This window comes from uncultured Chloroflexus sp., assembly GCF_937951745.1.
GTDB lineage: Bacteria > Chloroflexota > Chloroflexia > Chloroflexales > Chloroflexaceae > Chloroflexus.
This window is the reverse complement of the sequence record NZ_CALFBQ010000060.1, coordinates 1-15,316: the sequence shown is the minus strand read 5'-3', so window position 1 is coordinate 15,316 and position 15,316 is coordinate 1. Positions and strand designations below refer to the sequence as shown.

Below are 15,316 nucleotides of genomic sequence, written 5' to 3'. Positions count from 1 at the left end.
CCATCACGTCCGGCGAGTCAGCAAGACCCCGGTCACAATCAGCAAACCACCTACCCCCTGCACCCACGTCGGCTGCTCGCCGAGCAACGGCCACGCGATCAGAGTCGCTACCAGCGGAATAGCGCATCCGTAGATCGCAGTGCGGGCGCTGCCGGCGACACGCACACTATTATTCCACAGCACATAGGCCACTACCAACGCCAGCAAAGTGGCGTAAAGCAGCCCCAGCCACGCATTGAGACTCACACTTGTCCATGCCACTCGGCCCCAATCAGGAATACTCACCAGCAGCATCCCCGGCACCCCGGTCACCATCGTCCACGCGGTAATGGCTAGCGGCGAAAGTCCTTGGCCGAGCGTGCGCACGCCAAGCGTATAGATCATCCAGCACAACGCCGCGCCGAGCATCAACAGATCACCCAACAGCCCACTCCCGCCGAGGCTGAGACCGCGTTCGGCGACCACCAACGCCACGCCGCCGATCGCCAACGCGATACCGGCCGCCATCATACCCCGCACGCGCTCGATACCGAGCAAGGCAGCCGCCAGCGCTACCCACGCCGGCGTAGTCGCGATGATCAACGAACCATTCGCCGCCGTCGTAAGGGTCAAACTGTAGGTAAAGAGGGCCTGATAGACCGTATTGCCGGCAAATCCAATCCAAAACAGCTTCCACCACGTCGCCCGGTCAGCGGGCAGAGCACGCTGCCCCTCACGCCAAAAGGTAAAGGCCAACAGCAGCACACTGGCGCTAGCAAAACGCAGAGTGGCAAAAGCCAGCGGCGGAATCTCGGTTAAGGCGGCTTTGACAATGCTAAAATTCGCCCCCCAAATCAACACAACCAGCAGCATCGTCAGATCGGTGCGGGTCAACCCGGCAAACACGACCGGCTGCTCGACGCGAGTAGTGGTAGTCACAGACCCCTCGCCATGCACTAGAACCGGCGGATTTCGCCGGTATATGATGTAGGCTACCATGTATTATTGGTACCATCCAGCGTCTACAGGCGGATATTTGGCTGATCAGGGAAGTAAGGAAAGGCGCTTCCGTCATCGCGCGGGTGCTCGGCGTCCGTAGAGCAGACTGTATTCCGCTCCGGTCAATCCGCTGGGCGCGGTGGGAGGCCCCCCACCCCCGGCCTTTCCCTCACACGGGGGAGGGGGAGGCTCTCTTGGCGGACTATCGTCTCTTGATCTAACGTCAATAGTTCTGTATAATATGTACTATACAAATAAATAGACCGCTTTGCCGCTCCAAGCAAACGGTAAAAGCTAGGGGAGTCAGGAGAGCCTGACTGAGAGGATAGCCCGACTGATGCTATCGACCCTCGAACCTGACCTGGGTCATGCCAGCGTAGGGAAGCAACCGGTGGCATCTGCCGCTGATCGCCCCAAGGTCAGCGGCATTTTGTATGCCGGCGCCTCCCCAAGCAATGTGGAGGTATCAGAATGGAGCCAGAAACCACAGTTTCACCACTCACCCCAATCCCAACTCACCGTCGTCCGTTTCATTTCAGTGACGCATTCACGCTATGGGCAAGCCTCGGCGTCGGATTACTGGTACTGCAAGCCGGCGCACTCCTTGTCCCCGGTTTAGGGTTTGGTACAGCGATGGCAACAATACTGCTCGGCTCAGCCATTGGCGTCGTTCTGTTAGCACTTGTCGGCGTGGTCGGCAGTGATACCGGCGTCGCAACTATGGCTGCCCTGCGACCATCGCTTGGCATACGCGGCTCATTATTGCCAACCATCGCTAATATTGTCCAACTGGTTGGTTGGGGCACGTTTGAAATCATTGTGATGCGCGATAGTGCGCATGCGATTGCTCAACAGCTCGGCACCTTTTCACATCCGGTGCTTTGGACACTGATCTGGGGTACGTTGGCAACGCTCCTCGCGTTTGGCGGCCCCTTGCTGGTAGTGCGCAAGTTTCTGAAGCGGTGGGGCATTTGGCTGGTTTATGCAGCTACAATCTGGCTAACCATTCAACTTATCACCCGCTATGACCTAACAACTATCGTCAACCACCGCGGAACCGGTGAACTTACCTTTGGGATCGGGATCGACCTTGTGATCGCGATGCCACTCTCTTGGCTACCGCTGATTGCCGACTATACCCGCTTTGGCCGGTCGGCGCGACAGATGTTTTGGGGAACTGCGCTTGGCTATTTTCTGGCCAATGTGTGGTTCTATGCCCTTGGCGCCGCGTATGCGCTCGTGCTTGAGAGCGGTGATTTCATCCGGTCAATCTTGCTCACAAGCGGCGGGCTATTTGCGCTGGTCGTTATCCTCCTTGATGAGACCGACAACGCGTTCGCTGATATCTACTCAGCCGCCGTGTCAACCGGCAACATCGTACCCCAACTCGCAACCGCATGGCTCGCTATCGGGTACGGCGTGGTATGCACCGTCCTTGCCCTACTTGTGCCAATCGGGCAATACGAAGCATTCCTGCTCTTGATTGGCTCGCTCTTCGCCCCCCTCTTTGGGGTGGTGCTGGTCGATCATTTCATTATTCGGAAGCGGGCTATTGACCCGACTGCACTCGACCAACAGAACGGGATGTACTGGTACCTATTGGGCTGGAATTGGACAGGTCTCTTGGCGTGGGTGATCGGCGTCGGTACGTTTCAGTTTGTGACCCGAATGCTTCCTGAGGTAGGCGCGACCTTGCCCGCCCTCTTTGTTAGTGGGCTGGTCTACTGGGTCATCGCCCGAGTCAGACTGATGCAACCGTTACCCGTCGGTAAACAACGTGGTTGAGTAGAAACACAGCCGGTCGCCGGGAAACTGTGCCGACCGGCTAAACACCTATGGCCTATCACCTATTTCAGTCATCCTACTGAAACACCGGAGGTTCGTATGCCGGTTCATAGTCGCCTCATCGCGCGAGCAATCGTACTCATTGCCATCGGAGTCGCGCTTGCGCCATTTACATCGTTTCCAATCGGCATTGCCCGCGTCAATCCAACCCAACATTTTATCAACGTAGTAGCAGCAGTGACGCTCGGCCCGTGGTGGGCAGTCATTATCGCCGCAATCATTGCTATCATTCGCAATGCGATGGGAGTAGGCACAGTACTAGCCTTTCCGGGCGGGATGATTGGCGCCCTACTTGCCGGCCTCGTCTACCGCTACACGCGCAACGTCTATTTGAGCGCACTCGGTGAAATTGTTGGAACCGGTATTATCGCTGCGGTGGTTAGTGCACTGATTGTAGCCCCGATATTTATGGGTAAAACAATGGCAGTAGGCGTGATGGTTGCTTCATTTTTAGGCAGTACAGTGATTGGCTCGATGATCGGGGTGTTGGCGCTGAAGCTACTCGCCCGAACTGGACTGGTCGAACCGGCAGCAGACATTCAGGCACAACAGCAATGATCGTCTTGCAACATCTTCGTTACCGTTACGCCAGTGCAGGATCAGATTGGGTGTTACAGGGGATTAACTTACATATCGCAGCAGGCGAATACGTCTTGATCTGCGGCCCCAGCGGATCGGGGAAATCTACGTTATGCCGCGTATTTAATGGCCTGATCCCACACTTCTATGGGGGTAAACTGGAAGGCAAGGTACAGATTGCCGGTCTTGATACCTGTACCTTGCCAATCAGTGAACTGTTTGCGCTGGTTGGATTCGTCACACAACATGTTGAGGCTCAGCTTTTTAACAGTACTGTAGCTGAAGAAATCGCTTTTGGACTAGAGAGTTTAGGATTGTCACCATCAGAAATTGATCAACGGATAGAAGAAGTAGCTGCACTGCTCGAGTTAGAATCCCTTTTGCCACGCAACCCTCGCCAACTTTCTGGTGGTGAACAGCAACTCGTTGCAATAGCGGCAATCATTGCGCTGAGGCCGCGCGTAATCGTGCTCGACGAACCGTATGCAAACCTCGACGCGAGGAATATTCAACGAGTACGGAGCATATTACGTCAACTTAACCAGAATGGAACAACGATCATCATCTGTGAACATCGCCTGCGGCACATCGTTGCGGATGCAAGTCGAATAATTGTGATGCATCAAGGTCAGATCGTGAGTGACGGCCCGCCGCGAGTTATCGTGCGCGAAGACCTCACAGCATTTGGGATCGAACCACCACCAGTGGTACAGGTCGCGCGTGATTTGGCATTACCTTTCACACCATTGCAAGTACAAGAACTCATACCTGCAATCAACGGCCATCAACCGCCGCCGAGCCTCCTTGCAGCCCAGACTTTTGCCCCACCCACGCCAGCCAGTCAACCACTGATACAGCTTGACCAAGTGACCTACAGCATCGGCCCAACACCGATCCTCCGTCGGGTAAGTCTCGACATTCGAGCCGGCGAATGTCTCGCCCTCGTCGGCGCCAACGGGGCCGGCAAAACAACGCTCATCAAGCACTTTAACGGTCTCTACCGACCTCAATCCGGGCGAGTAATCGTCGTGGATCGAGATACGCGCAAAGCCGACGTATCCCAACTCGCCCGACACGTCGGCCTTGCATTCCAAAATCCTGACAACCAGTTTTTCACTACCCGGGTTTGGAATGAAATCATCGTAGGTGCGCACATGCTCCATCGGTACGACGAGCGTTGGATTCGTGAACTGGTGCGGCTGTTCGATCTAGAGCCGCTGCTTGACCGCTCACCATACCGGTTAAGTGGTGGCGAGAAAAAGCGGGTCGCGTTTGCCGCATCGCTTGCAGCGCAAGCCTCCATTCTCGTACTCGACGAACCGACCGCAGGACAAGACTGGCACTTTCGCCAAGCGCTCGCTCAGCAACTGCACGTACTCCGTCAGCGTGGATATGCAATCATCATCGTCACCCACGACCTCGAATTCGCCGCGCGCCATGCCACGCGGTGGATTGTCATAGCCGACGGCGAAATCGTCACTACCGGCCAGCCGTGGGAGGTGATGGCAAATACGACCGCAATGCAGCGTGCCAAACTAGAACCAACTCAATGGTTTCAGATCGCCGCCGCTTGCAACTGGTCAGAAGCACTAAAGTAGCGCAGCAAAATGATGAAGAGGCTCGATCCGCGCACAAAACTGGCGCTCGTCATTGGCTACATGATCTTTATCACTGCTGACCCAACAGAGGCATGGGTATTAAGCAGTTTTGGGTTCATCGTCCTCATGATTGTCGCTACCGGCAAAGTGAAAGCATATCTCCAATGGTTACGGATCGTCGCCACGATAGCCCTCACGTGGATCATCGTCACTTGGTGGATGTTCGACCTCGCAACAGCAGTGATCGTCGGCCTACGCCTTACGGCACTCCTTTCAGCCTTCTTCCTCTTCTTCCAAACTACTACACCGACCGAGCTTGGCAACGCCCTCGTCCAGAGCGGCCTCCCATACTGGTTCGCATTCACGCTCAGCGCATCATTGCAGCTAGTACCGGTTATGAGCCAAACCATCCAAAATATCATCGCCGCCCAACGATCGCGTGGCATCCCACTCGAACCGGGCTGGGCCGCTCTGCGCCACTACCCTGCCCTACTCGTTCCCCTGCTCGTGCAATCGTTCCGTCTCGCCGACGAACTCGCCGAAGCGATGGAAGTGCGCGGCTTCAGCCGCACGAAGCGCACGTTTCGCTATCAGTACCGCTTTCACCTGACCGATTGGCTGGCGATCGTTGGTGAAGTGCTTTACATAGGGATTGCTCTTTCAATACGTTTCAATCCCCTCGTGGGGATTTTGGTTTTTTGAAGTAGTGAGCACCTTTATGGCGCTCCTCGCACCCATCTCATGAGTTTCAACCCCCTCGCGGGGATTTTGGTTTTTTTGAAGTCCACATGCCGCTGCACGTGAGGTTCACCTTGCAGCGATAGCACAAGAACCGGCAGAAGCGGCTCGGGTGATGATCGAACGAGCAGACCTACGGGACAACGAACGCTTGATAGGTGCCGTAGCGACGAGTGCCGATCTCGCTGCATGGGTGATGGGATCGACCAATTGGAGGAATGAACAGCTTATCACAACCATCATCGGCAATCCGGCATGTGCTGCGGAAGTCTTGATTGCACGTCCCGACCTGCGAACCGACGAGCGCCTGATTGCCGCGGTAGCCGACAGCCCACGATGGGCGACCGCGGTGGTCTGCGAGACCCAGCATCGTGATCCGCGATTAATCCATGCCATCGCACGCGACCCGATGCGAGCTGCTCAAGCTGCCATCATGGCAGGGCTTCGTGATGATGTCATCATGGAGTCCATCGCACGGTCGAATGAAGCAACCATTCAAGTGGTTGCGTTGACGGATACGGAAGACGAGCGCCTGATCCAGATCGTAGCATCCGATCCGCATGCCATACGTCGGGTGATGAAACGGCGTCCGAAGGTGCGTGCAGCCATCGCCGCAGCGGTTCGTGCCCGTTCTGCATCCAAGCCAAGGAATCAAGCGACGCACCGGGACAACCCACCCGATGCGGGCGAAACGGGATCGCAGCAGATGCCGCAGTAGTCGCGCCAACCGGATACCGAGGAACCCCAGCACGACGATCGGAAACGTATTGACAAATCAACAGAAAACTTCACAATAGATAAAGAAAAATATCATCCACACAACGGAGGGTCGGATGCATCCACGTCGTTCTATCATCGTACTCATGCTCCTCATCGTTGGGATCGGGATGGCAGCAGCTCCTCCTCATCCGGCGGCCATCTATTCACATCCAGCCGAGCAAGGGTGGACCCCGCTAGGGGATCTGTGGTACGGACAAGGGGTTCAGTACCGACCGACCAATCCACCGGCGGCGATCTTTGGCTTCCACCTGCTTGTCGATGGCGATCAGATGCGTGTGGTCACGCAGGATCGCTACTGGCAGAAAGTCTGGTTCGGTCCAAACGGGGAGATGTATCGCTATCCGGTACTGCCACTATCCCCGATCGCAGAGAGCGTAGTAGAGCGGAGTGACGACCTCGGCCAGACGTTCGTCAAGACGACTGTGACCCCTGATAGTCTCAACGGAGCTGCCATTCATGACGCCCCTGTCCGTATCCCCATTACGGTCATCGACGTATCGTATCCGCCAAGCATCAGACCGGTGGCACAGTGGCGGACCCCAGACGGACGGGAAATCGTTGCCGGTATGGTAAAACAGCGCTGTGTCGCTGCCCAATATGACGGCATGGTGCTGTTTGAGTTTCAACCGGATCGGCAGGCATGGCGTCCGATCACCTTCTCGCATCCTCGGTTTCACCGGCTCTTCCCTGATACCGACCACCCCATCTGCCGGTACATGCAGGGAATCGCTCGGATATGGGTCGATCCCGACGACCCAACCGTGATCGTCGCGATGGTTCGGACGGCATCGGGATCAGACGACACCGAAACCATCGAGCGACAACTCCTCTGGACCCGAGATGGTGGTGAAACGTGGTTCGAGGGCGAGACCTTCTTGGGGGCGCCGCCCCTTATCCCGATGTGGAATGGTCAACGCTGGACGGTGATGTTTCAGCACGATAAATCCACCTGGATAAACAATCGGCGACAACGAGAAGTGCGGATCGTCCACGTGGATCCCCGCCATCCCACCACCCCCGTTCGGGACATCCAGATGCCGGATATGGTCGTCAATGATGCGGGACACTCCGTGTGGCGCATCGATCCGAACCTACGGATCTATCGACAGCTCATCATGGCCACTGTCCCTGATACGCCGACGACGGTCATCATCGTTCACCCGGTCACTGCGAAGGTGTACCGTTCGGATGATGCCGGTCGGACTTGGATGGGGCCCATCACATGGGATGGACCGACAGAGGGGGGACGCCGCTACGAACGCACCATCATGCTCGGATACGACCCGTTCCGGCAACGGATGGTGCTGTCGGTCATGTCGCCGCTCGAGCGCTTGTATGCAGTGGCAACCAGTCCGGATGGTGGACGAACGTGGGAGGCAGATTGGTCGCCAAGTGCAGGGCATACGTGGTTCTACCGCGATCCGGTGCGTCCTCACATCGGGTATGCAGCGAGCCCATTCTATCCGGCGATTCGGACGATGGATGGTGGGCAAACGTGGACCGTGATCGCCAGTAAGGGCCATCCGTTCGAAAACACCGAACTCTACCGCATGATCTTGGTAGGACCCTACCATTTCCAAGATCAAGTCGGCAACGAGATCACCGATCTCACCGATCTGACTCGGCCGGTCAGGATTATCCCGAATCGTACCTTCGACCATACCGTCCCAAGGGTGTTCGGCATGATCCGTCTGCCTGATGGACGGAGCCGATGGTATGGACTGGCACCGCGCCCAGTACCGAGCGATGAGGGGGATAAGGGGAACGGTTGGCCAAACGGTTGGCCAAAGGGATGGTTCATCTCGGATGATACGGGGCGAACATGGCGACGCGATCCCATGATCGGACTGCCGATGCACTTCCATGACGTATCGCCCATCTTCCAGAACCCACAAACGCCGAATGTCCTCCTCGTGGGTAATTTCGGCAGGATATTTCGGTCTACCGATTATGGAGCGACATGGGAGCGGGTGCCTATCATCCGATTACCCGGTCATGAGCTGGTGACCGATGATATTGATATCATCCCGGAACTCCGCGGTAACATCGTGGTGGACCCAACCGATCCGACCCGATGGTATGTCGTGCGCTATCAGGAAGGTGGTTCGGTCGACATTACCTGTGGGGAACCTAACGGTACCGGGTATACCATCCGCACGTGCGCGTCTGTCCCGCCCATGGTGACAGAAGATGGGAGGTTGAACTACGTCACCATCCTCTTTGCCCCCACAGGCGAACCGGGAAGAACTCGATGGTATGCTGTCAGCGCGGAACAAATCTACGACCGTATTGAAGATGCAGACATATGGGTTATCGAAGGGGACACCAACGGGACGCCGGTCACGAGGCGACGGGCACCGCTTACGCGTCTGGTGGAGAACTCATCCATCATCGCCGATCAACAGTTTCATGCGGCGATTGCCGATCCCCGCGATCCGAGTGGGAAGACGATCATTCTCGCCGCATTTGAGTGGTGGACGGAACATCCGCGGCGCTGGTGTGTCGTCGCACGATTGTATCGGACAACCGATGCTGGTGGAACGTGGGCATGGATTGGTGATGCGGCCTCGACCAAACCGAGATGCGTCACGCAGAGGGAGGGAGAACGAGGGTTCAGTGAAAGCATCGCGGGAGTTCCGATGATTGCATTAGCGGGTGATCGCGTCATCGTAAAAAGTCCGTGGACTGCCGAATACGTGCTGGTTCGCCCACTGAACGAACTGCCGCCGCCGTCGTCCGATCCGCCGCCGCCGCCGTCGTCCGATCCGCCGCCGCCGCCGTCGTCATGGACGGTCTACATTCCGCTGGTCACCAATCGACGGTGAACGCACAAAGGGAATCTCGCCGTCTCGGTACCCGATCCCCCTCCCGCGATGCGGTCGGCGCTCGTCTCAAGCGAGCACCGACCGCATCGCGGGGAAACCCTCCACGATACCAAAGACCGATTCGGTCGGAGAACTTCCCACCGGTACCCGACGACTCAACCGAGGAGACAAGCGCACGATGCGGTCACCCGTTGAAGAGCGGGGACCGGTCTTGAGGTCGCACCGCAGGTCAGACCCCACGATCGCGATTCATCCTTCCCGATCCATCGTATTCCTCCCCCATACCCCACAAGACGGCCAAGCCACCGATGCTATCACACCGACAGGCAAGAACCATGACGGGTGATCGCCGATCCATGGGCACGGAACAAGGATCACCACGGCGCCGATCCCTCACCGAAGGGTAATCATGCTCCCACCGTTCCTCCACGAGATACGGCCGAGGGATGGAGCGAGACGATGGGTGTGGTCACGCATCATGTCCCTCGGTCGGGATGCTCCCGTCGCCACTCCATCCCTCGGTCGGTCATCACCGTCCGTGGTGACACGCATCGCCACCGTCGGGAGGTCGGAGGCACCGACGGTCGGGCGTATCCGGTGGCCGAATGGCACCTCGTCCTACGACCGACCACGCCCCCAATTCCTCACCCCATCAGGATCGATTCGGCACCACCGAAGCAGAGGGGATGAACGGGGTAACCACGTGCACATACCGGCGCGACTTCCTCGTCTTTCCGGAACCTCTGATCGGATGCATCGGCGTCGACCACGGGAGGGCACCGATGGTCGCTCGGATAGGCGACGTATCACACCGTCAGGATGAACCGAGAGACACCGATAGCAACCGATGTGGTATAATAGCATCGATTACCTGCACCGCCAGCACCCAAGGAGGAGGTCGTTATGTCGTGTGATTACCAGATCCGCCACTTTGTGCAAGCAATCCAGCACCGAGTGGCCGCCCATTTGAATGTCGACAATGCAGATAAGGTAGGAGAAGCCCTGCTGGTGTTCTACGAAACCATCAAGAATGTCGCTCGCGGTTCGGAAACCATTTCCCCAGATGAGGATCAATGGTGCCAATACACACTCCAACTGATGCAAGACATCGGCACCATGCGCTATCCCTCACATTGGGATACGTTCACACAGCGGCCGGACGTGCGACGTGCACTCGCCGCTTTGGGACGTACGACGCACCCCGAAGCCGTTCAGGATCATGAAATCCTCAAGAGGATCTTGGGGATTCAGGATACTGCAAAACCGGCCCCGCAGTATGGGGAGGCGATCCTCGATGAGATTCGGGCGAACACCCGCAGCGAGGACGAGGTCCGGCGATTAGCGGACATCGGGAACCCGTTTGCACAATTGGCACTCAGTATCCCCCCGATGCCAAGGCCGGATTGGACGGGTGAACAGTTCCAACCGCTCGAGGCGTGGCTCAAACAGCATAATATCCCGGCCGAGATACCGACGCCGAGCGAGCTCGTCCGGCAATTCCCGATTCCACAACCCGCCGCCATCGACCGGAACGAACATCTGGATAAGGCCATAGGCGCTATCCAGTACAACCTCAAGCGCAGTGCAGACTTGCGGAAAATCTACACCAAACTGTACGAGCAGATAGAACGCGCATCGTCGGACGACGAGCGACGAACCATTCTTGCCAAGCTCCAAAAGGCCAAGAAGAGATTGGCGAAGAGTGGGTCGCTGCTCAGCTATCTCATCAGTGGCCCGCCCGGTACCGGGAAGACGACCATTGCTCAGCAACTGGCGGCATTTATGCCGTGGCAAGATGAAGATGGGAGTATCCGGTATGGGGTTCCCTTCCTATCGATAGACGTGACCGGCGAGACGGACCTCACGGATTTATTCGGTGGGATCCGGTTTAAATCGTCCGGGGGGGCAACCTCAACCGTCTTCCGCCTCGGCCCGGTAGTCGCTGTTGCCATGATGGGCGGTGTGGTCTGTTTGAACGAAGTCAATGAACTTCCGATCAATGTCCAGACCTCCCTCCAACAAGTGATGGAAGCCGACCCGACCGGAACCCGCCGAGTGACCGTCCCGCGGGTCGGAACGATCCCCGTCCATCCGGCCACCGTGTTCGTGATGACGATGATACCGTTCCCGGGGAAAGAGTACGTGCATGGGTCGCTTGGCGACCGCGCGTCTCGCATCGTCTTGGGGGCACGACCGCCGGATTATCTGTCGGTCATCAGTAGAACCGCCTTGGTGAACGATATCACCCTCCCACCCGCCAAGAAGCAGAAACTCGCCAAGGAGCTCGCACGGTATCACGCAATTATCGGTGAACTCAACAAGTTTCACCGTGATCCCCATGGAGCAATCGGGGAGCGGATGGCAGACCAAGCGCTGGAACTCGCCGCCCAAGCACTGGTGGAGGGAGAAGCGCTCGGCGGGGTGCCATTCCTATCAACCAGAGCCGGCGAACGGTTTCAGAACTTCCTTACGTGGTGCGCGCCAAACGGTCCGAGTAGGGAACCGTATCTCGTGCTCCTCCGGCAACTCCTAGGTGGTCACTAAGAGTACGTCGGCGATCTCCCTCCGGGCTGCGGAGAGAGATCGCCATCGTCTATCATGGAGTACGATCATATGCACGCCGATATGACCCAAGCATCGCTGACTCTCGTGGACGTCCAGACCATCCCCCCGTTTGACGATATCCGGTGGTCGTTTATGCTACGTCTTCCATCACGGAAGCCTGATGGGTGTGACATCGCCATTCCATGTCATGCCTATGAACCGATTCAGTCGTGGTAATACGATGGATGGACGATTAGTAGTCTCGCATTTCGTGATGGATTAAGTCGCATACCCGATGCTGAGATCCATATCCTGCCCGAAGCGGTCGAGGCGACCATCACGCCGGTCGCCATGACGGCGACCGTGGGAATGCAGACCGACATGGCCCTTGTGCATACCGGGCCACACCGAATGGCCGTGGCCATCCGACAACCACAGCAGGACCACGTGTCGTTGAATGTGATGATGCTGGAACCGCTCGCATCGTTCGAACAAGAAGACCGAAAACGCATCGCAGCCTTGATCGTTATCCATCTACTCACGTGGGCCGCGGCACCCAAGGAGATGACGGAGCGGCATCTGCCGGTGACCGTAGCAGGAGCAACCCTTCGCTCCCTGCTTGCCATGAACGATTGGTACACCAAGGCTGTCCCATGTCCGCCCCCCAACGACCATCCAATGATTCGCTGGACGATCGAGCACCATGGTATCCTCGACCAATCGGCAACGTCCCCGGCCCGATTGGTGCAATGGATCGGCCAGCACCTTCTCACCGCAACGTCCGCCACCATCACGCAACAGTATCAGCTCCCTCCCGAAGTTCGAATCAAGAGTGCAGCGATGGCACCGTGATCCGAAGGTTCGTGCGGTCGGATTGGCGTATCCGACCGCACGGTTACGGGTTCAGCTGTCGGATAGATTCGCGAGGTTCTCACGGACGATCGCCTCGAACACATCGGGCAGATCGCCAACCTTGGGAATGACCATGAACCGGTCGCCAAACAGGCGACCGAGGTTGGCAACCACGTCATCACGCGATGCCCCGATAAAGACACCATACGGTAAGATACCGGCACCCCGCACCTCTTTCAGGACATCGGCAACATTCTGCTCGTCGGAAAAAGCACCATCGAGACAGATTAACTGGATACGCTGTCGATCGGGCGAGCTGGCTGCAAGGGCATACATGGAAGCACTGATCGTTTCTTCACCCATGGTACCGCCCCCGACGACTCGACCATCCGTCTGCAGCGCGGTAGCCCTGTTGACATCGACCTCGGCCAAGCTATCCTCGAAGGAAAGCAGGATCCCTTGCGATGTCGAAAAGGCGCGCATCTCCATCTGGATCGGTGCATCCTGCGCATCGCTGTGAGGAGCGAGATTGGTATTGAGGATTTCGGCCGTGCGGATCATAACGGCAGCAGCGGACGCAAGCTGCGCATAGCTGTCTACCATCGAAGCACTTACGTCGAAAATGCCTGATATGGCAAGGCGAGGCCGCCGCTCCTGCCGATTTCGACGAAAGACCGACGGCAGTTCGGTTTCAGACGCGCCAACGGCTGCTCGCACAAGACTACGTGAGGGAAGTCGCCCACTTAGTTGGTTCGTTTGCGGCACATAAACCACCCGAACCGCGTCAAGAATCTTTGCAGCGGTCACCGATGCTACCACCTCAATACCGGCACGCTCGCCGGGTGAAAACACACTGGTCGACTCCATCGGGACGATCTCGACTTCGGATACCACCCCGTTTTTCACGGCAATCTGCTTCGAGTTCCGCCCCCGGTTCTGCTGTCCGAGAGTAGCGCTTGATATCTCCCGAGCGATCTCACCGGAAATGGCTTGAAGGATCGTTTGGGATGCCGTTTGGATACTCTGTTCAAAATCGCCGGGTGATAACCGTTCTCTGCGCGGGAGGACACCACCGATGGGTCGGTTCGTTCCGGCAGTAGGATCCGCCCCCGGACGAGGTGGAGAAGCACTATCGGCGGTTCCCGCCGGAGAGGAACGGCCCGTCCCGTCGCCGTCATCGTCACCACCGTCGCCATCATCGCCGTCACCGTCGCCCGATTGCTTGCCGCAGCGGTTGCCGCGATCCTTCCCACGACCGCCACCATCACCATCGTCACCATCGTCACCATCGTCGCCGTCGCCCGATTGCTTGCCGCGGCGGTTGCCGCGATCCTTCCCACGACCGCCACCGTCACCATCGTCACCGTCGCCGTCACCGTCGCCCGATTGCTTGCCACGGCTTTTGCCACGGCCCGTCGCCGTCACCGTCGCCGTCGCCATCGCCATCGCTATCGCCGTCGCCGTCACCGTCACCGTCACCGTCACCCGATTGATTGCCACGGCGGTTGCCGCGGCTTTTGCCACGGCCCGTCCCGTCGCCGTCGCCGTCGCCGTCACCGTCGCCGTCACCGTCGCCGTCGTCGACAGAGGCATCCGGTAGACTTCCGATGAAACGGCGGATAACATCCTCGAGGTTGTCCCGATACCCGTCAAAGAAGCCATGATCTTGAAGGACACGGGCAATCTCGATAGAGACATCGGACAACCGCTGCCCGTTCATGGCCGCTTGGTTGCTCGCCCATGCTTCAACGAGAGGTTGCACGTCTTGAAATGCTCGTTGAACCCTATCGGCAACCTCTTGGTCGTCCTCTTGGATGCACGTAAGATACGTCGCAGGCGAGGTCGTGTATGGTAATCCTTGGGCGAGCATCAATGCGACCAAGTAATATCGAAACCGCTCGTTCGGGTCCGCATCGATGGGGACATTGGTCAGACCGCGCCCCACATCGGGTTTCAATCCCCTCGCGGGGATTTTGGTTTTTTGAAGCGGCTTGTTGGTCTTGCTGGCGGCCTTGGCCGGCTTGTTGGTGTTTCAATCCCCTCGCGGGGATTTTGGTTTTTTGAAGGTATATGCTCATGCTGTCGTGCAATGGCTATTAGTTATGTTTCAATCCCCTCGCGGGGATTTTGGTTTTTTGAAGGCCAGTGTGGTCAACACGTTCAATTGGCCAGTGTGGTCAAGTTTCAATCCCCTCGCGGGGATTTTGGTTTTTTGAAGGTCGGCGAACAGGGACGGGGACGGCGCATTGGGGTTGTCCGTTTCAATCCCCTCGCGGGGATTTTGGTTTTTTGAAGCGAAAACCTTCGCCAGTTCATCCGGACCGAGTTGCTCCCGTTTCAATCCCCTCGCGGGGATTTTGGTTTTTTGAAGATAACGCGAACGGCACCACTTCCGCGCCTTTTTGGATTTTACGTTTCAATCCCCTCGCGGGGATTTTGGTTTTTTGAAGCTCGGCAATCAAACGACGTACCAACTTTTGATGTTGCGTTTCAATCCCCTCGCGGGGATTTTGGTTTTTTGAAGGTGGTGCTGAAGCACCACTATGAAGCGGCGCATGTGATGGGTTTAAATCCCCT

At 57.4% G+C, this 15,316-nt stretch carries 11 protein-coding genes, 1 CRISPR repeat array and 1 riboswitch; of the genes, 8 read left to right on the top strand and 3 right to left on the bottom strand.

Annotated features, from left to right (window positions below):
- Positions 1–3: 3 nt before the first annotated feature.
- Positions 4–918 (bottom strand): DMT family transporter, encoded by a 915-nt coding sequence (locus tag Q1A59_RS14225; RefSeq protein ID WP_298406277.1) that lies wholly within the window; start codon positions 916–918, stop codon positions 4–6.
- A 346-nt stretch (positions 919–1,264) separates the two neighbouring features.
- A riboswitch (TPP riboswitch) is annotated at positions 1,265–1,378 on the top strand.
- A gap of 71 nt (positions 1,379–1,449) precedes the next feature.
- Here Q1A59_RS14225 and cytX point away from each other — a divergent pair.
- From cytX to Q1A59_RS14190, 7 genes are all read left to right on the top strand, one after another.
- Positions 1,450–2,763, top strand: a complete 1,314-nt coding sequence (cytX, locus tag Q1A59_RS14220) for a putative hydroxymethylpyrimidine transporter CytX (RefSeq protein ID WP_298406280.1) — start codon at positions 1,450–1,452, stop codon at positions 2,761–2,763.
- A 99-nt stretch (positions 2,764–2,862) separates the two neighbouring features.
- Positions 2,863–3,381 carry an energy coupling factor transporter S component ThiW gene (gene thiW, locus Q1A59_RS14215; RefSeq protein ID WP_298406282.1) on the top strand — a complete coding sequence of 173 codons (519 nt, stop codon included), beginning with the start codon at positions 2,863–2,865 and terminating at the stop codon, positions 3,379–3,381.
- Positions 3,378–5,000, top strand: a complete 1,623-nt coding sequence (locus tag Q1A59_RS14210; RefSeq protein ID WP_298406284.1) for an ABC transporter ATP-binding protein — start codon at positions 3,378–3,380, stop codon at positions 4,998–5,000. Before thiW ends, Q1A59_RS14210 begins: the two co-directional genes overlap by 4 nt.
- Before the next feature lie 9 nt (positions 5,001–5,009).
- Complete coding sequence (locus Q1A59_RS14205) at positions 5,010–5,702, top strand: energy-coupling factor transporter transmembrane protein EcfT (protein ID WP_299645156.1); 693 nt, start codon at positions 5,010–5,012, stop codon at positions 5,700–5,702.
- Positions 5,703–5,853: 151 nt separating this feature from the next.
- Complete coding sequence (locus Q1A59_RS14200) at positions 5,854–6,456, top strand: hypothetical protein (protein WP_299645155.1); 603 nt, start codon at positions 5,854–5,856, stop codon at positions 6,454–6,456.
- A gap of 115 nt (positions 6,457–6,571) precedes the next feature.
- Positions 6,572–9,343 (top strand): hypothetical protein, encoded by a 2,772-nt coding sequence (locus Q1A59_RS14195; protein WP_299645154.1) that lies wholly within the window; start codon positions 6,572–6,574, stop codon positions 9,341–9,343.
- Positions 9,344–10,246: 903 nt separating this feature from the next.
- On the top strand, positions 10,247–11,887 hold the full coding sequence (locus Q1A59_RS14190) for an AAA family ATPase (RefSeq protein WP_299645153.1): 1,641 nt from the start codon (positions 10,247–10,249) through the stop codon (positions 11,885–11,887).
- A gap of 279 nt (positions 11,888–12,166) precedes the next feature.
- Here the strand turns inward: Q1A59_RS14190 and Q1A59_RS14185 are convergent, their stop codons facing one another.
- Positions 12,167–12,334, bottom strand: coding sequence for a hypothetical protein (locus tag Q1A59_RS14185; protein WP_299645152.1), 168 nt, complete (start codon positions 12,332–12,334; stop codon positions 12,167–12,169).
- Here Q1A59_RS14185 and Q1A59_RS14180 point away from each other — a divergent pair, their 5' ends adjacent.
- Positions 12,335–12,739 (top strand): hypothetical protein, encoded by a 405-nt coding sequence (locus Q1A59_RS14180; protein WP_299645151.1) that lies wholly within the window; start codon positions 12,335–12,337, stop codon positions 12,737–12,739.
- Positions 12,740–12,790: 51 nt separating this feature from the next.
- Here the strand turns inward: Q1A59_RS14180 and Q1A59_RS14175 are convergent, their stop codons facing one another.
- Positions 12,791–14,416, bottom strand: a complete 1,626-nt coding sequence (locus Q1A59_RS14175) for a hypothetical protein (protein ID WP_299645150.1) — start codon at positions 14,414–14,416, stop codon at positions 12,791–12,793.
- Positions 14,417–14,689: 273 nt separating this feature from the next.
- Positions 14,690–15,263: a CRISPR direct-repeat array (repeat unit 37 nt; unit sequence GTTTCAATCCCCTCGCGGGGATTTTGGTTTTTTGAAG).
- Positions 15,264–15,316 lie beyond the last annotated feature (53 nt).